A 21,304-nucleotide genomic window follows, 5' to 3' on the forward strand; every position below is an offset into this window, starting at 1 on the left:
AGGAAACAGCAATGATGGAAAAAACATGGAGATGGTTTGGAAAGAAAGATAAAATAACGCTTTCCATGCTGCGCCAGATCGGAGTGGAGGGTATCGTAACGGCTCTTCACGAAGTGCCTAACGGGGATATCTGGACAGAAGAAGCCATTAACGACCTGAAAACCTACATCGAGTCATACGGTCTGCGTTGGTCAGTGGTTAGAGAGTCTTCCGGTATGTGAGGCAATCAAATACGCCGGAGCGGAGCGGGAGCAGTTGATAGAAAACTATAAAATCAGTTTGGCTAACTTAGGTAAGTGTGGGGTAAAAACGATCTGTTATAACTTTATGCCCGTAATCGACTGGGTACGTACCGATTTGCAACATCCGTGGGCAGACGGAACCAGTTCGTTGTATTACGACCGTGTGCGCTTTGCTTACTTCGATGTGAAGATTCTGGAGCGTAAGAATGCCGAACAGGACTATACCGATGAAGAACTCCGCAAAGTGGCAGAACTCGATAAAGTGATTACCGAAGCCGAAAAGGATGAACTTATTGATTCGATAATCGTAAAGACGCAAGGCTTCGTCAACGGAAATATTCGGGAAGGAGATAAGAATCCGGTGGCAATTTTTAAACGGTTGCTGGCGCTGTATGAGGGTATCGACCGCGATACCTTGCGCGAGAACATGCGCTATTTCCTTGCTGCCATCATGCCGGTTTGCGAAGAATACGGGGTAAATGTATGCGTCCATCCCGACGATCCGCCTTTCCAGATACTCGGATTGCCGCGCATAGTAACCGATGAAGAAGATATAGCATGGTTCTTGAATGCGGTAGATAATCCGCATAACGGGTTAACCTTCTGTGCAGGTTCGCTGAGTGCAGGCGAGCATAACGACACGCGCGAGCTGGCACGGAAATTTGCCAAACGTACCCATTTCGTTCATTTGCGCAGCACAGAGGCTATGCCCGGTGGCAACTTTATTGAAAGTACCCACCTCGGCGGGCGCGGTCATCTGATAGATTTGATTCGTATCTTCGAGAAAGAGAATCCGGGACTGCCAATGCGTGTAGACCACGGCAGGATGATGCTGGGCGATGAGACCAAAGGTTATAATGCCGGCTATTCCTTCCACGGGCGTATGTTGGCGTTAGGTCAGGTAGAAGGAATGATGGCGGTAGTGGCAGATGAATTGAAACGTGGAATCATCTGATAAACGATTTCATTCGTATGTTTCGGCGGGAACAGGTTCTTGATAAATTCATGGACTTGTCTTTATTAAAGATTTGTCCATGAATTTATTTTTATGCCGTTTATGCGTTTTGAGACTGCGTATGGAGCTTTTCTGCCAGATATTGCCCGGTATAAGAAGCGGCACACTGTGCTACTTCTTCCGGTGTTCCGGAAACTACCAAGTTTCCACCCTTGTCTCCTCCTTCCGGACCGAGGTCGATAACGTAGTCGGCACATTTGATTACGTCCATGTTATGCTCAATGATGATAATCGTATGTCCGCGGGTTATCAGCGAGTCGAATACTTCCAACAGTTTCTTGATGTCGTGAAAGTGAAGTCCGGTAGTCGGCTCGTCGAAAACAAAGATGGTGGGCTGTGCTTTTTCTATGCTGAGGAAGTAAGCCAATTTCACACGCTGGTTTTCGCCACCCGAAAGTGTAGACGATGATTGCCCTAACTTGATGTAGCCTAATCCCACGCTTTGCAAGGGGAGCAGCTTTTTTACTATCTTTTTCTGGTTATGTTCGGTGAAAAACTCGATGGCTTGGTTGACTGTCATTTCCAGAATATCGTAAATGCTTTTCCCTTCGAACTTTATTTCAAGCGTGTCGCTCTTGAAGCGTTTTCCGTGACACGATTCACACTCCAATACCAAGTCTGCCATAAACTGCATCTCTACCGTTACCGTTCCTTCGCCTTTACACTCCTCACAGCGTCCGCCTTCGGTGTTGAACGAAAAGTAGCCGGCAGAGTAACCCATCTGTTTCGCAAGCGGCTGTTCGGCAAACAGTTTGCGTATTTCGTCGTATGCCTTGACATAAGTCACGGGGTTGCTTCGCGATGATTTTCCGATCGGGTTCTGGTCTACAAACTCGATGTCGCTCACCTGCTTTATGTCTCCTTCGAGTGAAATAAACTCTCCGGGACGTTCGCTTGCTTCGCTGTACTCGCGTTTCAGGGCTTTATAGAAGATGTCGCGCACCAGCGTACTTTTTCCCGAACCGCTCACTCCCGTTACCACGGTCATGACGTTGAGTGGGAAACGCACGTCGATGCCTTTCAGGTTATTTTCTCTTGCACCTTTTATTTCGATGTAATTGTTCCACGAACGATGGTTGGGCGGACAGTCGATGGTTTCCTCTCCCAGCAGATATTTCACCGTATAACTGTTGCTGCCTTTTTTCAGGTCTTTCATGTCGCCCTGATAAACGATTTCGCCTCCTAACCTGCCGGCTTTCGGTCCGATGTCGATGATGTAGTCTGCCGCACGGATAATCTCCTCGTCGTGTTCCACTACCACCACCGTATTTCCCAACTGCTGCAACTGGCGCAATACCTTTATAAGTCGGTCGGTGTCTCGGCTGTGTAGTCCGATGCTGGGTTCATCCAAGATGTAAAGCGAACCTACGAGGCTGCTCCCCAACGATGTGGCGAGGTTGATACGCTGGCTTTCACCGCCCGAAAGCGTGTTGCTCAGCCGGTTCAGTGTAAGATACCCCAAACCCACATCCGACAAAAACGTCAGACGGTTGTTGATTTCGTTCAGCAGGCGTTGGGCGATGGCGGTATCGTGCGCGTCTAATTTCAATGTGCGGAAAAACTCTTTCAGCTGATAAACGGGCATTTCCACCAAGTCGGAAATGTTTTTTCCACCCACTTTTACGTAGTTCGCTTCTTTTTTCAACCGACTTCCGTGACATTCGGGGCAGACGGTTTTTCCCCGATACCGTGCCAGCATGACACGGTATTGGATTTTATACTGATTTTCTTCCAGCATCTTAAAGAAAGAGTCGATGCAGACTTTATCGCGCGGTCCGTGCCACAGGTAATCTTTCTGCGCCTGCGTCAGTTCATAGTAAGGGGCAAAGATAGGGAAGTCGTGCGCCGGAGCCTCGCGCAGAAACTCGTTCAGCCATTCGCTCATTTTTTCACCCCGCCAGCAGAGTACCGCCCCGTCGTACACGCTCAGTGCGCGATTAGGGATAACCAAATGCTCGTCGATGCCGATAATCTTGCCGAACCCCTCACACGTGGGGCAGGCGCCTACGGGCGAGTTAAAAGAAAACATCTGGTCGGTAGGTTCTTCAAACTTGATGCCGTCTGCCTCAAACTTCGTGCTGAAGGCGTGTAGCCTGCTTTCGCCGTCGGGTTGGTAGAAGCGCAGCAGACACATGCCGTCGCCCTCGAACATGGCAGTCTCGGCAGAGTCCGTCAGTCGGCTCAACGCATCCTTGCTGTCGTCACAGCTCATGCGGTCAATCAGCAGATACACCTTGTCCGCTTCGTCATACGTATAATCTTCAATGCGTACTATCTCGCCGTCTACTTCCAGCCGGGTAAATCCCTGCTTCAAGTCCATTTCTATCTGTTCGGCAGGCGTGCGTCCGTCGCGTGGAACGATGGGCGTCAGTACGGTATATCGCGTTCCCTTCGGGTACGAAAGCATACAGTTTACGATGTCCTCCGGGCTGTCTTTCTTTACCAACTGTCCGCTGATGGGCGAAAACGTCTTGCCTACGCGGGCAAAAAGCAATCTTAAATACTCGTAAATCTCCGTCGAAGTACCCACGGTAGAGCGCGGGTTCCGGCTGATAACCTTTTGTTCGATGGCGATGGCAGGCGGAATCCCTTTTATGAAATCACATTCAGGCTTGCTCATTCGTCCGAGGAACTGGCGTGCGTACGACGAAAGGCTCTCCACGTAGCGGCGTTGCCCTTCGGCGTAAAGCGTGTCAAACGCCAGCGATGATTTTCCCGAACCGGACAGTCCGGTGATAACCACCAACTTGTTTCGCGGAATATCTACATTTATATTTTTCAGGTTATTGACCCTTGCTCCTTTAATCGAGATGTAATTACTTTCAGACATGCTTCTAAACTATGTTTTTGTGAGGGTTCGTTCAAAATAAACGCAAGTTATCAAGAAAATCTTGATTGTGCAAGCAGTGAAGATATAAAAAGTGAACGTTCCGGCTCCGACAGCCTGTATGACAGGTAGTTGAGGCTGTTTTGTTTCGCGGAAAATGAAGAGAAAAAGAGGTGTGGCAAACACCTCGAAAACGCTTCGGGTAGCGTTACTCATCTTATGCGGTAGCGTTGACCGGTTCTACCCATAGAACTTGCTTACGCTTCGGGTAGCGTTTTTCAGTCCTCCTAACTCCTTTGGCTTCTTATTAAAATAGAGTAAAATAGCCGCCTCAAATTTGATTTTTATCCGTAAGTTCGTATCTTTGTAGCCTATAAATTTGAAAGTTATGCGATATACTAAGATTATTTGTTTTTTGTTTGCTGCGGCTTTTGCCGTGTCTGCGTTCAGCAAACAGCCGAAAGATAAAAATAAATACGGTGTTTACCTTGCGGGCGTATCAGCTTCGTTTGCCGATTCGCTGGTGTTTTTTACCGACATCCAGTTTGTCGACAGCGCTGCGGTCGATGAGAAAGACATGCTGGTAGGCCGCGCCTCTTACAGCTACCAGTTGAAAGATTATTTAGAGCAAAAGCAAGGCGAGCAAAACCGTACCTGCTTTATGTTCTTCAACCGCAAGAAAGCGAAGTTAGAGAAAGAGATGAAGAAGCTGAAAGAAAAATATCAGAAAGGCGGAACATTGGTTATCCGTGATGTGGATTCTTCTTTCAAGTTTGAAAAACCGGAATATTAATATCTTATGAAACGGTTGTTATATTTATGTGTAACTATAGCCATGCTTGCTTCTTGTTCCAATGAAATCCCCGAACAGGAAGAAGCATCATTCAACGGACGCACGATTCTGGTTTATTTGGTGGCGAACAATTCGGCTACCAATCTGGACAGATACTTGAAAACAAATATTCTGTGGATGTATCAGAATATGGCGACAGACTCTGATTCATGCAGGTTACTGGTGTATTATCGTCCCAATCAAAACGATGGGTTGCTTACCGAACCTTCTATCTTGGAATTTATATCAGACGGAAAGGGGCATATCAACGGACGTTCGGCATTGAGTACGGAGGAATTCAGCGATGTGTTCGGCGAAGCTACGGTACTGAGAACCTACATAGAAACAGAGGGATATAACGCTACCGACCCCGAAGTGATGGCGCAGGTGTTCAGGGATATGCAGACGGCGGCTCCGAGCAACAGTTACGGTTTGATATTCGGTTCCCATGCTTCGGGATGGATGCCCGCATCTGCTACCGTGTCACGCGCATTTGGCGATGATGACGGATATTCCATCAACATTCCCGAACTGCGCGACGTCTTGACCAATTCTTTCGCTTCAGGAAACCTTGACTTTATTTTGCTGGATGCCTGTATGATGGGTTCGGTAGAAGTCGCCTACGAGCTGCGTAACGTGGCAGACTATTGCATTGCTTCGGTTATGGAAACTCCTGCATCCGGATTCCCTTACCAGCGGATGTTCCATTACTTGTCGGATACAGACGTGGATTACCAGCGTATTTGCACGGCGTTTACAGATTATTATCAAAGCGGTTGGGGAACATGTGCGGCAATCGATTGCAGTCGCTTGGATAACTTGGTGGATGCTGTGGCAGGCGAACTTCAGAATCATGCCGCAGATATTTCCACACTTGATTATCAGAACATACAACAATATGGCGCAAACTCTTATCGGAATTTCTCTTTCGATATAGGCGATTTCTTCAGACAGTTGAATGGGGGAACGATTCCCGCTTCCATCCAAACCGCATTAGACCAAGCCGTTATAGCGAAGAGTTGCATTCCGGGTAAGTATAGCTATTTACCCGAAGTGGATGCCGACCGTTTCTGCGGCATAGGCATGTTCTTCCCCGAATATACCGGAGTTAGAAGTAGTTGGGAAGATTATTACCGCACTTCCATATCGTGGTATCAGGCAGTGGGTTGGGACGGGCTGCTGAATTAATTTGCTTGAAGACTTCTTTATCATGTAACTGCTTTTTTATTTTTGTGGGTAAACCTTGCGTGGACGTATGATGTTATGTATAAAAACAAAAAACAGTAGTTATGTGGAATTTCATTAAAGAACTGAAAAGGAAAGACCACCAGCGTTATTTGGGTGGTCTTGATTTTTTTAAATACATAGGTCCCGGATTGTTGGTTACGGTAGGGTTCATCGATCCCGGAAACTGGGCATCGAACTTCGCAGCCGGTTCGGAATTTGGTTATACCCTGCTGTGGGTGGTAACGCTATCTACCGTCATGCTTATCGTATTACAGCATAACGTGGCTCATTTGGGCATTGTAACCGGACTCTGTTTGAGCGAAGCCGCTACCCGGTATGCACCCCGATGGGTGTCGCGTCCTATATTGGGCAGTGCGGTACTTGCCTCCATCTCTACCTCGTTGGCAGAGATATTGGGCGGGGCAATAGCCTTAGAGATGCTGCTTGACATACCGATTGCGTGGGGTGCCGTACTTACCACCATACTGGTAGTAATCATGCTTTTTACCAACTCTTATAAGCGCATCGAGCGTGGAATCATCGCCTTCGTTTCGGTTATCGGGCTGTCTTTTCTCTACGAACTTTTCTTGGTGGATATTGATTGGTCATTGGCGGCACGCTCATGGGTAGTGCCCGATATACCACAAGGCAGTATGCTGATTATTATGAGCGTACTGGGAGCTGTGGTAATGCCCCATAATCTGTTCCTTCATTCCGAAGTGGTACAGAGCCGCGAATATAACAAACAAGACGATGCTTCCATCCGCAAGTTGCTGAAGTATGAGTTTTATGATACGCTGTTCTCAATGGGAGTAGGGTGGGCTATCAACAGTGCGATGATATTGCTCGCTGCTGCCACGTTCTTCGTTCACCGCACTCCGGTAGAAGAACTCCAGCAGGCAAAGTCATTGCTCGACCCCTTGTTGGGCAGTCAGGCGGGAGTTATCTTCGCACTGGCATTGCTGATGGCAGGTATATCGTCCACCGTAACCAGTGGCATGGCGGCAGGCTCCATCTTTGCCGGCATGTTCAGCGAGTCATACCACATCAAAGATATCCACTCACGGGTAGGTGTCTTGCTGTCATTGGGTGTGGCACTGGTGCTTATTCTTTTCATCGAAAACCCCTTTCAGGGTCTGATTATCTCGCAGATGATGTTAAGTATCCAGCTTCCGTTTACCGTGTTTCTGCAAGTGGGGCTTACTTCCTCGCGCCGCGTGATGGGGCAATACGCCAACTCGCGCTGGAGTTCATTCGTACTTTACGCCATCGCTACCATTGTATCCGTGCTGAACATCATGTTGCTGTTCAGCTGACGGACGGTTGTTTTTGGATTTTCTTGAAGTGATAAATCAGCATCAGTACGGCAGTAATAAACGCCAGTGCGTCGGATATCGGCATACTGAGCCACACACCTTTCACGCCATAAACCGAAGGCAGGAAAGCCAGTCCCGGCAGCAGATATAAAAGCTGGCGCGAAAGTGACAGGAAAATGGATATTACCGCCTTGCCGATAGACTGGAAGAACTGCGTGATAACGATTTGCGCACCGATAACGGGAAAGACAGCAACACCGATGCGCAGCGCAAGCGTGGCTTGGTCGGTCAGTTCATGATTGTCGGTAAACATGCCTACGAATACGCCCGGAACCAGTTCGCCTGCCAGAAATCCGGCGGTGGTGATAATCGTTCCGGCGGTAATGCCTAATTTCAGTGTGTGGCGTACGCGGTCATAATGGCGTGCACCGTAGTTGTATCCTGTAATGGGCTGCATACCCATCGTAATACCCATTACAATCATTACAAATAGCATTTGGATACGGTTCAAGATACCGAAAGCTCCGATAGCGAGGTCGCCGCCATAGTTTAACAGGCGGTTATTGATAAAGATAACGATGCAGCAGGCACACACATTCATTACGAAAGGCGACATCCCGATGCTGAAGATATTGAGTATGATGGTTTTTCTCAGTCGCATTTTGGCACGTTTGAAGCGGATGTAGCTTTGCGGACTGTAAAAATGATGAAGCACCCATATCATGCCAACAAACTGCGATACGATGGTGGCGAGGGCAGCTCCCCGGATTCCCCATTCAAAAACAAAGATGAAAAGCGGAGCAAGAATGATGTTACACCCTACGGTAAGCATCGAAGACAGCATCGCTTTTTTCGGATATCCGGTAGCACGCATGATGTTGTTCAGCCCGATCATCACGTACGAAATGGGGCTTCCGAGCAAAATAACCTGCATGAAGTCGCGTGCGTAGGGCAGCGTGGCATCGCTTGCGCCGAAAAAGTAAAGAATGTCATCCAAGAAAATAAACGCTATTCCGCCATAAAACACCGCGTTTATGATGCAGAGAATGGTTACATTCCCCAAAATATGTTCCGCTCCCTGCGTGTCTTTCTGTCCTAAACGGATAGACGAAAGCGTAGCTCCCCCTACGCCCACAAGCGTACAGAAAGCAATCAGCAGGTTCATCAGCGGAAAGGTGATGGCCAATCCTGAAATGGCGAGTGCGCCTACGCCGTGTCCGATAAAAATACTGTCTATAATGTTATAAAGCGAGGTCAGTGTCATGCCGATAATGGCGGGAATAGAATATTGTAACAGTAGCTTGCCGATAGGGGCTTCGCCCAAAATATGGGGATTGTTTTCTTTCATAAAATTAGTTTTCATTAATTTTGAGGTGCAAAGTTAGGAAGATACAGCGATATTTCGGAACTTTGTGCCGTTAAATCAAACTAAAAATAAATTTTAAGAATGGACATCACGAAATGTATAGTTGCCCTCTTCGATTTCGACGGGGTGGTGATGGATACTGAATCACAGTATACGGTTTTTTGGAATGAGGTAGGAAAGAAATTCCATCCGGAATGTAAAACTTTCGGAGCAATGATAAAGGGGCAGACACTTGCTCAGATTTACGGAAAATATTTTCAGGGAATGGAAACAGAGCAAGCCCGGATTACCGAGGACTTGAACCGCTATGAGAGCGAAATGAACTATGAGTACGTTCCGGGGGTGGTCGACTTTATGCGCCAGCTGCGGGCTAACGGGGTAAAGATAGCGATTGTTACCAGCTCGAATGAAAAGAAAATGGCGAATGTGTATGCCAAGCATCCGGAGCTGAAGGAGTTGGTAGACCGTATTCTGACGGCAGAAATGTTTACCCGCTCGAAACCTGCCCCCGACTGCTTCTTGCTGGGGGCGGAGGTGTTTGGGTCTGTGCCCGGAAACTGTGTGGTTTTCGAGGATTCTTTTCACGGGCTTGAGGCTGGAAACGCGGCTGGCATGGCGGTGGTAGGACTGAGTACCACGAATCCGAAGTCTGCCATCCAAGACAAGTGCCGGCTGGTTATCCCCGATTTCACTTCATTTACGTATGCCGACATGATGGCGCTGCTCGGATAACCGGACTTTTTTAGGCTGAAAAACCTTTCGGGATGAACTATCAGGTTCTTGGGCTTGTTTTCCTTAACGCTACCGCATGGGATGGTCCGTTCTTCCGCATGTGTTTTTAGCGTAAAATCGGCTCACTTTTAATGATTATCGTTTTACAAGATTATATTCTATAAATCAGTATTTTAACCTATAAATAACAAAGATATGGCAGGATATTTGTCGGGTGATACCCGTAAAGTAACAACTCACCGTCTGTTTGAGATGAAGCAGCGGGGAGAAAAGATTTCGATGCTTACTTCTTACGACTATACCACGGCTCAGATAGTAGACGGGGCAGGAGTGGACGTGATTCTGGTAGGCGACTCAGCTTCTAACGTAATGGCGGGAAACGTAACCACGCTTCCTATTACGGTAGACCAGATGATTTATCACGGCAAGTCGGTTATGCGCGGTGTCAAACGTGCGCTGGTAGTGATTGACATGCCTTTCGGTTCGTATCAGGCAGACCCCTACGAGGGGGTAAGCAACGCCATCCGCATGATGAAAGAAACCCATGCCGATGCGCTCAAGCTGGAAGGGGGCGAAGAAGTAATCGATGCCATCCGTCGCATCATCGGTGCGGGTATTCCGGTAATGGGACATTTGGGACTGATGCCTCAGTCTATCAATAAATACGGAACTTATACCGTGCGTGCCAAAGAGGATGCCGAGGCGGAGAAGCTGATTCGTGATGCTCACTTGCTGGAAGAGGCAGGATGTTTCGGTCTGGTACTTGAAAAGATTCCCGCAAAACTGGCGGAACGTGTAACAAGCGAACTGAGTATTCCGGTAATCGGTATCGGAGCCGGGGGAGCGGTAGACGGACAAGTGCTGGTAGTGGCCGACATGCTGGGAATGACGAAAGGTTTCAGCCCTAAATTCCTGCGCCGTTATGCCGACCTGCACACGGTAATGACCGATGCCATCGGACAATACGTGGCAGATGTCAAGTCGTGCGACTTCCCGAACGAGGCGGAACAATATTAATTTCCGGCTCGCCTTGTCACCTGAATAGAAACCTCAAAAATGATTATAAGAATATGGCAGACGACAAAAAAATTATCTTTTCAATGGTTGGAGTGAGCAAATCATTCCAGAACAACAAGCAAGTATTGAAAGACATCTACCTTTCTTTCTTCTATGGTGCGAAAATCGGTATCATCGGTCTGAACGGTTCGGGTAAGTCTACCTTGATGAAAATTATTGCAGGGTTAGACACCAGCTATCAGGGCGAGGTGGTATTCTCACCGGGATATTCGGTTGGTTATCTGGCACAGGAACCGCAGCTTGACGATACGAAAACGGTAAAAGAAGTTGTGATGGAGGGCGTACAGCAAGTAGTGGACACGCTTGCCGAGTACGAGGAAATCAATAACAAATTCGGACTTCCGGAGTATTATGAAGACCCGGAGAAGATGGATGCGCTCTTTGCCCGCCAAGCCGAACTGCAAGACATTATCGACGCTACCGATGCGTGGAACCTCGACAGCAAGTTGGAGCGTGCGATGGATGCTTTGCGCTGTCCGCCCGAAGACCAGTTGGTGAAACACCTGTCGGGTGGAGAACGCCGCCGTGTGGCTTTGTGCCGCTTGCTGCTTCAGAAGCCCGACGTGTTGCTGCTCGATGAGCCTACCAACCATTTGGATGCCGAAAGCATCGACTGGCTGGAGCAGCACTTGCAGCAGTACGAAGGAACGGTAATCGCTGTTACTCACGACCGCTATTTCCTCGACCACGTGGCTGGCTGGATTCTGGAACTTGACCGCGGCGAAGGTATTCCGTGGAAAGGAAATTACTCAAGCTGGCTGGAGCAGAAGACCAAACGCATGGAGATGGAAGAGAAAGTGGCAAGCAAACGACGCAAAACGCTGGAGCGCGAGTTGGAATGGGTGCGCATGGCTCCGAAGGCTCGTCAGGCGAAAGGTAAGGCACGTTTGAACTCTTACGACAAGTTGCTGAACGAAGATGTGAAGGAAAAAGAAGAGAAACTTGAAATCTTCATCCCGAACGGACCGCGCTTGGGTAACAAAGTTATCGAGGCGAAACATGTGGCGAAGGCGTATGGCGACAAGCTGCTGTTCGATGACCTCAACTTCATGCTTCCGCCCAACGGCATTGTGGGTGTGATAGGTCCGAACGGCGCAGGAAAAACAACCTTGTTCCGTCTGATTATGGGACTCGAAACTCCCGACAAAGGCGAGTTTGAAGTAGGCGAGACGGTGAAGGTGGCATACGTAGACCAGCAACATAAGGATATAGACCCGAACAAAACGGTATATCAAGTAATCAGTGGCGGAAACGACATCCTGCGCATGGGGAATCGCGATGTAAATGCCCGCGCATACCTGAGCCGCTTCAACTTCTCCGGTTCCGACCAAGAAAAACTGTGCGGAATGCTTTCGGGCGGTGAGCGTAACCGCCTCCACTTGGCAATGGCGCTGAAAGAAGAGGGTAACGTGTTGCTGCTCGACGAGCCGACCAACGACATCGACGTCAACACGCTGCGCGCACTGGAAGAAGGTTTGGAAGACTTTGCCGGATGCGCCGTGGTAATCAGCCACGACCGTTGGTTCCTCGACCGTATCTGTACCCACATCCTTGCTTTCGAGGGAGACAGCCAAGTGTTCTACTTCGAAGGTTCGTACACCGAATACGAAGCAAACAAGCTGAAACGCATGGGCAACGTAGAGCCTAAGCGCGTACGTTACCGCAAGCTGATGGAAGATTAACCTCCGCTTGTTCGTTTCACTGTATTGATACACGGATTATGCGGCGAGCCGAATCGGTTTCCGCATAATCTGTGTTTCGTTCACTCTCGATAACCTGTGTATATATGAAATCCTTGTTACCCGTTTTCACCCTGTGGCTTACGCTGGTAAGCACCCTCTTTTCTTGCCGGAACAGCGAGCCTTTGCCACTCACGCTCCGTCAGGTATCCGATTATGTCGATACCCGTCCCGACAGCGCACTGACCGTATTGCGCCGCATGGACTTATCCGAAATGCCGGAATCCCATTGTGCCTACTATGCCATTTTGTTGGCTAAAGCCACCGGCAAAAGCGAACAATCCTTACTACCCTGCGATTCGTTGCTGAACGTTGCCATCGGCTATTACGGCGACGGCGACCTTGAAAAGGCATTTGCCTTGCTCTATAAAAGTCGTTTGCAGGGCGAGATGGGCGAACGTCAGGAAGTCATAGATAATGCGTTGAAGGCTTTGGAGGTATTGGAAGATTATCCGCAGGAGACACGTTGCCGGTTGTTACTGTATAATTCGCTGGGGGGATGGTATGCCGACAGCAATTTTCAAGTTAAGTATTCTGCAAAAGGCAATAAAAGAACACCAATCTGTTATTTCCTTGTTGGAAATGCAGGTAAGAGATAAAGACTTAGAGGTTGGTAGTCGTGAAGAAAAGATTCGTCAGTTAGAAAAAGAGCAGTTGAATTTGCGCAGTTGGCTGTTTGAGCAAAGTAGCATTTATGCGAAAATACAGAAACTGTCAACTCAGAAATGTAAAGAGAAAGAGCGAAAAGTCCTCACAATGACGGAACGTTCGCACTTGTACGATGTTATTGGGAGAATATATGATGATTATATATGCTCCATGAAAGAGAAATATCCCCGGCTGACAGATGAAGATTTACTTTATCTTTGCCTTTCGCATACTAACCTTGACTCGCTCTCTATTGCTTTGTGTTTGGGATTTTCTAATACGCAACCTATAAACCAGCGGAAATATCGTTTGAAAGAGAAGATGAAACAATAAAAACTCTTATTCGTTATAGTTGTAAACTCTTATCCATTAATAATCAACGCTATAAGTCTTTATGATGTTATAGCGTTTTTTTTATGTTCTCTTGCGAATGTCCTACTTTTGTCCCCGTAAACTTTTACCAATGGCAGGCAAAATTTACCTTCGGAAGCACCCGAAAACGCAACCGTTAGCGTAACCTGTTTCTTGCGGATGCGTTGGTCGGTTCTACCCATAGGACAGGCCTGTCTTTCGAATAGAATTTTTACGACTTTAATAAGACCGGAAAACTTAAACAGATTCCTAAAAATAAAATAATGTAGTTATGAAGAAAAAAGTATTGATTCTTGTTTTGACAGTATTGTCAGTTTTTCCTGTTGCGGCACAAAACCGTTGGGGAGTGACAGGAGGATTGGGTTGGTCTTTCAGTTGTACGGATAAGGCGGACTTTGACGGGGCACGACCCGGATTTTACCTCGGCGGACTGTATGATGTGAAATTGAGCGAACAGTGGTATTTCCAGCCTCAACTGTTGTTTACACGGACAAGCCACCGCATCAGCATAAGCGATGTGAAAGGCTTTAACGACGTTTACAGTTTGGAGCTTCCTTTGCAGGTAGGTTATAATATTCCCCTCTGTCCGTTCGATTTGCGCGTGTCGGGAGGTGTATTTGCCAACTACAAGCTGTTTGGCGTGATGAAAGATGTAAACGTGGAGTCTGACCTGACATCCGGTACATCGAAAGTAACCGAAGGCAAACGCGATTCTTATTCCATCGGCGGACGCGACCGCTTCAACGGGGGTGTTCAGCTTGGCGTTACGCTGAACCATAAGCATTGGTTCTACGGATTAGACGTGAAGTATTCCTTCCTTCGCCGTAATCAAGAATACAGAGAACCCCGCCGCTTGCTGTTCCGCATAGGTGTGGGCTATAAATTCTAACCTTCCCATCCTTTTAACCTTTTTATAAATCACATGGCGGATGATGCAATCTCTACATCATCCGCCATTAAGCTGACGTTAAGTTATTGAATCGGATAGGTTTTCGTCTTAATCCAGTGTTATAAGTTCATATTTTTGGCTGCCCATTCCCAACGCCTCGGCATGGTCGAGCGTGTGCATCCCGTGGCGCGAGTCGATGCGTTCGATGAGGTGGATTTTCCCGTGGTCTTTCGATGAGCGGACCAAATCAGTGCAAGCCCTGTCGAGCGCAACGGGGTCGAGCGAAGCAAGAATACCTATGTCACCCATCTTCGGATCTTCGGGCGAAGAATCACAGTCGCAGTCGACTGACAGATTATTTGCCACACTTATATATAAAATATTGTTGCCGCAATGGTCTGCCACCGCTTTCGCAGCCTCAGCCATCGATTCGAGGAAATCATCCTGTTCCGGCAAGTTGCCCCACATTTCGTCCGGATTCTTGGTTTTCCCCGCCGAGTGAATCCATGCTTTCCCGTGGGATGAGGCAATACCGATAGACATGTTTTTGATGGCTCCTCCGAAACCACCCATCGCGTGCCCCTTGAAGTGCGACAGGATGATGGTAAAATCATAATTCAAATAGTCTTTCCCAACAAAGTCTTCCTTCAGGTGCTTGCCTCCTGTTACCGGAAGCGATGCTTCTCCTTCGGCATCCATGATTACTACTTTGGCTATCTTGGTAAACCCGTGGTCTTCGGCAGCCTTCAGATGGTCTTCCGTACTCGAACGCTTGCCGGCATACGCCGTGTTACATTCCACGATGGTTCCGTTCACCTCCTGTACCAGATTCTTTATCAGTTCGGGCTGAAGGAAATTGTGTCCGCCCGGTTCACCCGTCGACAGCTTTACGGCTACCTTGCCTTTCGCCTCGCGGCCCAATGCCTTATAGATTTTCACCAGATTGTCTGCCGAAATCTCTTTATACATATATACTTTCGGAAGGTTGGCTACCTTGTCAGCCTCTTCTTTTCCGGAGTCTTTAGCCTGAAGGCAACTTGTTCCGACCAGCATCGCCAGTGAACATACCGCCATACGCATACAGTTAATCAGTTTCATACGCAATGTTATTTTGATGTGTTATTACAATATTTTCATGATGCAAAATTACAGCCGAAAAACTTATATCCATGTAGATAAATTACCGAAATAATAACCCGAATTACAGCTTGCTATGTAGTATCCCTATATAAGAGGAATAACGTCCGGAAGGTCGGTTATTCGGGTTGTAAGAAAGCCGGTGCGGGCAGGTGCATTCCCGCCATAACCAGCTTGTTTTCCTGTACGTAGTTTAAGATGCGTACGCGCGTTTCTGCGGCTTTTTTCTTATCCATATCATAGTTGGCACAGTATTCGGGATGAGGCTTCTGTAATGCTGCCCCGTGCATTAAGTCGCCCGCCACAAGCACCTTGCCCACCTGAAAAGCCGTATGTCCGGGTGTGTGCCCGGTTGCATCAATGGCGATTACGTTTCCGGGCAGGGTATCTCCGAACTCGAATAAGTGAAGGTGGTTTTTATACTTCTCCATCGTCCGCATCGCTTGTGCTTTCTGTTGTCCGGGCATGTTCATCCACGCATCATATTCCGTTTTTGAAACATAAACCTCGGCGTTGGGAAACACAATGCTGTCGCCTTTCAGCATTCCGCCGATATGGTCTCCGTGTAAATGGGTGAGGTATAGGCAGTCAATATCATTGGGAGTCATACCTGTTGATTCCAGTCCTTCGGCAAGCCTGCTGTCTGGTGCTCCCAGTCCGGTATCGAATAAAATACGCAGGCTGTCCGTCTTAATAACGAACGTACTTACGCTGGAGGGAATGCCCGCTTGCAATGAAAGTTGGTTGATGATGCTGTCGGGAGCATCAGAGAACAAGCTGCGAGGCATGAGTTTGTCTTCTGCGTTGTCTTGTATCCATGTTATTGTTACATTGCCGGCTTGTAAGGTTTGTACGCCCGATGCAGCAGCAGTAACCGGGGCAGGCTGAGTTTCATTCTCTTGTTTCTTTTGTGCATTTCCGCCACAAGCCGATAGCAGAAAGGCCGATGCAAGCAGCAGCCCTGCACCTTTCTTCAAATAATTATTTTTCATACGAATGAGATTTTAAAATCGTTCTATCCGCAAAAATAACATATTCTCTTGGATATCTTGTAGCTACCCGCAGGCTGAGTTCCTTAAATTCGGATAAAAGATACCGGATGCGGGACAAAAAAAGAGGGGATTGACCCTCTGAAAGAGCCAATCCCCGTTGTGGTTAAGTATTTGGGATTTATCAGTTGCGGAACATCAGTCCATCGCTGCTCCGCTCCACGATAATCGGTTTCGTGCGGTCTACTTCCTGTGAAAGCAGTTTCTTCGACAAGTCGTTCAGCAGGTAACGCTGGATGGCACGTTTTACCGGACGCGCACCAAATTCGGGGTCGTAACCGGCGGTAGCGATGAAGTTGATGGCTTGGTCGCTCAGTTGCAACGTTACGCCGTTTTCCTCCAACATCTTCCGGATGCCATTTATCTGCAAGCGCACGATTTGTTCTATCTGAGGCTTGTTCAACGGTTGGAACATGATGATTTCATCGATACGGTTCAAGAACTCCGGGCGTATGGTTTTCTTCAGCATGTTCAGCACTTCCGTCTTCGTTTCCTCTACTATCTGGTCGTGGTTAGCATCCGTTATCTTCTCAAACTGACTCTGGATGTACGCACTGCCGAGATTCGAAGTCATGATGATGATGGTATTCTTAAAGTTCACCGTCCGTCCCTTGTTATCCGTCAGACGTCCGTCGTCCAACACTTGCAGCAAGATGTTGAACACGTCGGGGTGAGCCTTCTCGATTTCATCGAACAACACTACTGAATACGGTTTGCGGCGCACTGCCTCGGTAAGCTGACCGCCTTCATCGTAACCTACATATCCCGGAGGCGCACCAATCAATCGAGACACTGAATGCTTTTCCTGATACTCGCTCATGTCGATACGTGTCATCAGCGACTCGTCATCGAACAGGTATTCTGCCAATGCTTTCGCCAACTCTGTTTTACCGACACCCGTGGTACCGAGGAAGATAAACGAACCAATCGGACGCTTCGGGTCTTGCAGTCCGGCACGGCTGCGGCGGACGGCGTCTGCCACTGCCTGAATAGCCTCGTCCTGACCCACTACACGCTTATGCAGTTCGTCCTCCAAGTGAAGCAACTTGTCGCGTTCGCTCTGCATCATCTTGCTTACCGGTATTCCCGTCCAGCGTGATACCACGTCGGCAATGTCTTCGGCGGTAACTTCCTCTTTAATCATGGCGTTGTCGCCCTGCTTGCGTTTCAAGTCCTCTTGGATGCTTTTTATCTCATTCTCTAAGGCTTGCAACTTACCGTACCGAATCTCTGCCACTTTTCCGTAGTCGCCTTCCCGTTCGGCACGTTCCGCTTCAAACTTCAGTTGTTCTATCTGTTGCTTGTTCTGCTGAATTTTGTTCACCAGTTCCTTTTCGCTCTGCCATTTAGCCTTGTACGACGTTTCCTGCTCTTTCAGCTCGGCTATTTCTTTGTTCAGCTGAGCCAATTTCGCTTCGTCTTTCTCGCGCTTGATAGCTTCGCGTTCTATTTCGAGCTGTTTTAACCGACGCTCTATTTCGTCAAGTTCCTCCGGAAGCGAGTCGCGCTCCATTCTCAGTTTAGCAGCCGCTTCATCCATCAGGTCGATTGCCTTGTCCGGCAAGAAACGGTCGGTAATGTAACGGTTACTCAACTCTACCGCAGCGATAATCGCCTCATCTTTGATACGTACCTGATGGTGGTTCTCGTAACGCTCCTTCAGTCCACGCAGGATGGAAATAGAACTTGCCGTATCCGGTTCGTCTACCATTACGGTCTGGAAACGACGCTCCAGCGCCTTATCTTTTTCAAAATACTTCTGATACTCATCGAGGGTTGTCGCACCGATGCTTCTCAGTTCGCCACGTGCCAACGCCGGTTTCAGGATGTTTGCCGCATCCATTGCGCCTTCACCCTTTCCGGCACCCACCAGCGTATGAATCTCATCGATGAACAAGATGATGTTTCCTTCCGATTTCGTTACCTCGTTGATAACCGATTTCAGTCGTTCCTCAAACTCACCTTTGTATTTTGCACCCGCAACAAGCGCACCCATATCCAGTGAGTAGAGCTGCTTGTTCTTCAGGTTTTCGGGCACGTCGCCACGCAGGATACGTTGCGCAAGCCCCTCTACGATAGCCGTTTTACCCGTACCCGGTTCACCTATCAGAATCGGGTTGTTCTTGGTTCGGCGGCTCAAGATTTGCAGTACCCGGCGGATTTCCTCGTCACGTCCGATAACCGGGTCGAGCTTTCCGTTACGCGCCGCTTCGATGAGGTTGACGGCATACTTGTTCAGCGACTGGTAAGTGTCTTCGCTCGACTGCGACGTTACTTTCTGTCCCTGTCTCAGTTCCGAGATGGCAGCACGCAGTTCCTTATCTGTCATGCCCGCATCCTTCAACATGGTAGACACGGTACTTTTCACGTTCAACAAAGCGAGGATGATAGCCTCCAGCGAAACATATTCGTCGCCCAGTTCCTTTGAGTATTCCACAGCTTTCTGCAATACCTCGTTGGTGTCGCGGCTCAGGTAAGGTTCTCCTCCCGATACCTTCGGCAGCGAAGCGATTTGCCTGTTAAGTACCGTAGCGATTTGCTGACCGTTCATGCCCAGTTTCTGGAAGAGGAAATTTGTAACGTTTTCTCCTACTTTCAGCACGCCTGCCAGCAAGTGTTCCGGTTCGATGGCCTGCTGTCCGTTGGTCTGTACCAAGTTGACAGCCTGTTGCACCGCTTCTTGCGATTTGATTGTAAAGTTGTTAAAGTTCATATAATGTTCTCCTTTCTATTTTTATCAGGGTTATTTCTGTTCCTTTTTCCCTATCCGGGTTAATCGGAACGCCAACTAAACCCCAAAATCTTTGCCAACCTCCAAAAAACGTTCTGAATCTGTATAAATGTCAGATAATCATGTTTTTAAACTGAAATATTGTCGCATTTCCTAACAAAATGTCAGCATTTGTGTATTTCGGGGAAAAGCTGTACCTTTATCCCTCAAATAAAATAAGGACGAATGGAACAGAAAATCAAATTTGCTCCCACGGTGTTGCTGGTCGATGCCGTTTACCTTGACCGGGTGGGGCGCGACATGGTGGCGCATTTCGCACCGATAGTCAACCGAGAGTTGCCGAAAGCCGATTTAGCGGTGTTGTTAGAATGTCTGGCGCTGGACGCCGGTGTACAGCCGGGCGAATCGGAGATACAAGTCATCTTTATATATCAAGCCGGAAAAACGAAAATGGAGTTTTGTAAGCCGTCCGGTTTAGAGACAGAGCTTCATAACGTGGGCTTTAAAAGTGCGGTGGGAGAGTTTTCGCTCTACGCATTCCAGCCGTCGGGCATGGCAAAACGCGAAGATTTGTTCAGCGAATCACTTCAGTTGGCAGGCGAGTCGAAAGAAGTAAAGCGCATTATCTTCGTGCCCGATGAAGAAGATTACGCTCCGGCGTTAGAAGAAGTCATCAGTGAGATAAAGGGAAAAGAAAGCATCACAAGGTTTGGCATGAATCCACCGGATTATGAGCACGATTATGGCTTTGAACTATTAGGATTCGGCATACTTCAAGCACTGGGAATCCGTTCCGAAGAGCTGGGGTAAACGCATCCCATAGCGCAGGGTAACGCTTCCCATAGCGTAAGTCAACGCATCCCATAGCGCAGGATAACGCTTCCCATAGCGTAAATCACCCCATCCCATTGGGATATATAAAAAGAACATGCTCGTGAATTTGCAAGTCCATGGGCATGTTCTTTTATGTTCAAACCGATGTTTTCCGGTTATACTAAAGCCGGTACAAGATATTTGGTAAGCAAGTAACCTCCTACTACCAACCAGACGTAAAGCAAGAATGCCAACACAAACGGTTTTGCACCTGCCTGCTTGAATTTCTCGATGCTCGTATCCGTTCCCAACGCTGTCATTGCCATCGTCAGCATGAATGTGTCGATGTATTCGATAGCCCCGTTCAGCGGAATATCCTTAACACTCTCTACTCCTAACAGATACTGTAAGAGCGAGTTGAGGCAAATGATGCCGATAAATCCGAAAGCAAACCACGGAATGGTGATTTTGCTTTTTTCCGTTTTCCCTTCGGCATTCTTGGTCTTTCGTCCTGCAAGAGCGAAACTCATAATCACCAGTACCGGGGCAAGCATCATTACGCGAATCATCTTTGTGATGGTGGCAGTTCCGGCTATGCCCAAAGAGTCGGTAGGGTCCATCGCATTACCCGCACCCGCAACGTGAGCCACTTCGTGAAGCGTACTGCCCGTATAGATGGCAACTCCCGTATTGCCAAGTGCGTCAAGCAGTCCGGCGCGGTAAAGTATCGGGTAAAGAAACATCGAAATCGTACCGAAGATAACCACCGTAGATACGGCAATGGCGGTTTTATGTCCTTCACATTTTACCACCGGCTCGGCTCCTAATACGGCGGCTGCGCCACAAATGGAACTTCCTGTTGCCGTCATCAGCGAAGTATCCTTATCCATTTTCAACAGCTTGCCCAGCCATACACCGAGGAAAATCGTACCTGCCACAATGATGGTGTCGATAACCACTGCCGGAAGCCCTACCGCCGCCACCTGCGTCAGCGTAAGGCGGAAACCATAAAGCACGATACCCGTGCGCAGAATCTGTTTGGTACAGAACTTGATGCCCGAAACCCACGTTTCGGGCAGCTTGTTGCGCAAGCTGTTGGCATATAGCATTCCTAAGATGATACCCACAATCAGCGGACTGAAAGAGAGGTTTTTTACAAACGGAATCTCGGCGATATAGAAAGCCGCGAATGAAAATAAGGCAATCAAAAGAATGCCATGTAAGGTGTTAGCTCTGTTTCCTTTTTCAAACATGTCTTTAGATTTTTAAGTTTTAAGTCTTTTTAGTTTTTT

16 protein-coding genes and 1 pseudogene are annotated in these 21,304 nt (G+C 48.1%); 11 read left to right on the forward strand and 6 right to left on the reverse strand.

All coding sequences use genetic code 11. The features are described 5' to 3' along the window. The first annotated feature begins 11 nt into the window (after positions 1-11). A pseudogene (gene uxuA / locus M3085_RS05860) lies at positions 12-1,197 on the forward strand (mannonate dehydratase). Between the two features lie 100 nt (positions 1,198-1,297). Here the strand turns inward: uxuA and uvrA are convergent. After that, positions 1,298-4,087 carry an excinuclease ABC subunit UvrA gene (uvrA, locus tag M3085_RS05865; RefSeq protein ID WP_249052508.1) on the reverse strand — a complete coding sequence of 930 codons (2,790 nt, stop codon included), beginning with the start codon at positions 4,085-4,087 and terminating at the stop codon, positions 1,298-1,300. A 385-nt stretch (positions 4,088-4,472) separates the two neighbouring features. Between uvrA and M3085_RS05870 the strand changes: the two genes are divergently transcribed. The 3 genes from M3085_RS05870 (at position 4,473) to M3085_RS05880 (ending at position 7,459) form a co-directional block, all read left to right on the forward strand. Further along, positions 4,473-4,877 carry a hypothetical protein gene (locus M3085_RS05870; protein WP_204499260.1) on the forward strand — a complete coding sequence of 135 codons (405 nt, stop codon included), beginning with the start codon at positions 4,473-4,475 and terminating at the stop codon, positions 4,875-4,877. A gap of 6 nt (positions 4,878-4,883) precedes the next feature. Beyond that, on the forward strand, positions 4,884-6,104 hold the full coding sequence (locus M3085_RS05875) for a clostripain-related cysteine peptidase (protein ID WP_249052509.1): 1,221 nt from the start codon (positions 4,884-4,886) through the stop codon (positions 6,102-6,104). A gap of 101 nt (positions 6,105-6,205) precedes the next feature. Beyond that, a complete protein-coding gene (locus M3085_RS05880; RefSeq protein WP_249052510.1) occupies positions 6,206-7,459 on the forward strand; it encodes an Nramp family divalent metal transporter in 1,254 nt (417 codons plus the stop codon). Here M3085_RS05880 and M3085_RS05885 read toward each other — a convergent pair. Continuing rightward, complete coding sequence (locus M3085_RS05885) at positions 7,452-8,807, reverse strand: MATE family efflux transporter (RefSeq protein ID WP_191709865.1); 1,356 nt, start codon at positions 8,805-8,807, stop codon at positions 7,452-7,454. The two genes, M3085_RS05880 and M3085_RS05885, sit on opposite strands and share 8 nt — an antisense overlap. 99 nt (positions 8,808-8,906) lie before the next feature. Here M3085_RS05885 and M3085_RS05890 point away from each other — a divergent pair, with 99 nt between their 5' ends. From M3085_RS05890 to M3085_RS05915, 6 genes are all read left to right on the forward strand, one after another. After that, entirely contained in the window at positions 8,907-9,557 is a 651-nt protein-coding gene (locus M3085_RS05890; protein WP_204499268.1) for an HAD family hydrolase, read from the forward strand. A gap of 195 nt (positions 9,558-9,752) precedes the next feature. Continuing rightward, a complete protein-coding gene (gene panB / locus M3085_RS05895) occupies positions 9,753-10,574 on the forward strand; it encodes a 3-methyl-2-oxobutanoate hydroxymethyltransferase (RefSeq protein ID WP_178257383.1) in 822 nt (273 codons plus the stop codon). A 53-nt stretch (positions 10,575-10,627) separates the two neighbouring features. Next, positions 10,628-12,316 (forward strand): energy-dependent translational throttle protein EttA, encoded by a 1,689-nt coding sequence (gene ettA / locus M3085_RS05900; RefSeq protein WP_178257382.1) that lies wholly within the window; start codon positions 10,628-10,630, stop codon positions 12,314-12,316. 104 nt (positions 12,317-12,420) lie between these two features. Then, a complete protein-coding gene (locus M3085_RS05905) occupies positions 12,421-12,972 on the forward strand; it encodes a hypothetical protein (protein ID WP_249052511.1) in 552 nt (183 codons plus the stop codon). Continuing rightward, on the forward strand, positions 12,956-13,354 hold the full coding sequence (locus M3085_RS05910) for a hypothetical protein (RefSeq protein WP_249052512.1): 399 nt from the start codon (positions 12,956-12,958) through the stop codon (positions 13,352-13,354). The genes M3085_RS05905 and M3085_RS05910 overlap by 17 nt, the downstream gene beginning before the upstream one ends. Positions 13,355-13,664: 310 nt before the next feature. Further along, positions 13,665-14,282: an outer membrane beta-barrel protein gene (locus tag M3085_RS05915; protein WP_191709670.1), complete on the forward strand. Its 618-nt coding sequence runs from the start codon at positions 13,665-13,667 to the stop codon at positions 14,280-14,282. Between the two features lie 108 nt (positions 14,283-14,390). Here the strand turns inward: M3085_RS05915 and M3085_RS05920 are convergent, their stop codons facing one another. The 3 genes from M3085_RS05920 to clpB form a co-directional block, all read right to left on the reverse strand. Then, positions 14,391-15,380, reverse strand: a complete 990-nt coding sequence (locus tag M3085_RS05920; RefSeq protein WP_249052513.1) for a DUF362 domain-containing protein — start codon at positions 15,378-15,380, stop codon at positions 14,391-14,393. 158 nt (positions 15,381-15,538) lie between these two features. Further along, positions 15,539-16,411 (reverse strand): MBL fold metallo-hydrolase, encoded by an 873-nt coding sequence (locus tag M3085_RS05925; protein ID WP_204499276.1) that lies wholly within the window; start codon positions 16,409-16,411, stop codon positions 15,539-15,541. A 181-nt stretch (positions 16,412-16,592) separates the two neighbouring features. Then, on the reverse strand, positions 16,593-19,181 hold the full coding sequence (gene clpB / locus M3085_RS05930; RefSeq protein WP_249052514.1) for an ATP-dependent chaperone ClpB: 2,589 nt from the start codon (positions 19,179-19,181) through the stop codon (positions 16,593-16,595). A gap of 243 nt (positions 19,182-19,424) precedes the next feature. On the opposite strand from clpB, the gene M3085_RS05935 reads away from it, so the two are divergent. After that, on the forward strand, positions 19,425-20,009 hold the full coding sequence (locus M3085_RS05935) for a DUF6621 family protein (protein ID WP_191709667.1): 585 nt from the start codon (positions 19,425-19,427) through the stop codon (positions 20,007-20,009). A gap of 179 nt (positions 20,010-20,188) precedes the next feature. Here M3085_RS05935 and M3085_RS05940 read toward each other — a convergent pair whose 3' ends face one another. After that, positions 20,189-21,265: a YeiH family protein gene (locus M3085_RS05940; protein WP_249052515.1), complete on the reverse strand. Its 1,077-nt coding sequence runs from the start codon at positions 21,263-21,265 to the stop codon at positions 20,189-20,191. Positions 21,266-21,304: the final 39 nt, after the last annotated feature.

This window comes from Bacteroides caecicola (assembly GCF_023337095.1).
Taxonomy (GTDB): domain Bacteria; phylum Bacteroidota; class Bacteroidia; order Bacteroidales; family Bacteroidaceae; genus Phocaeicola; species Phocaeicola gallinarum.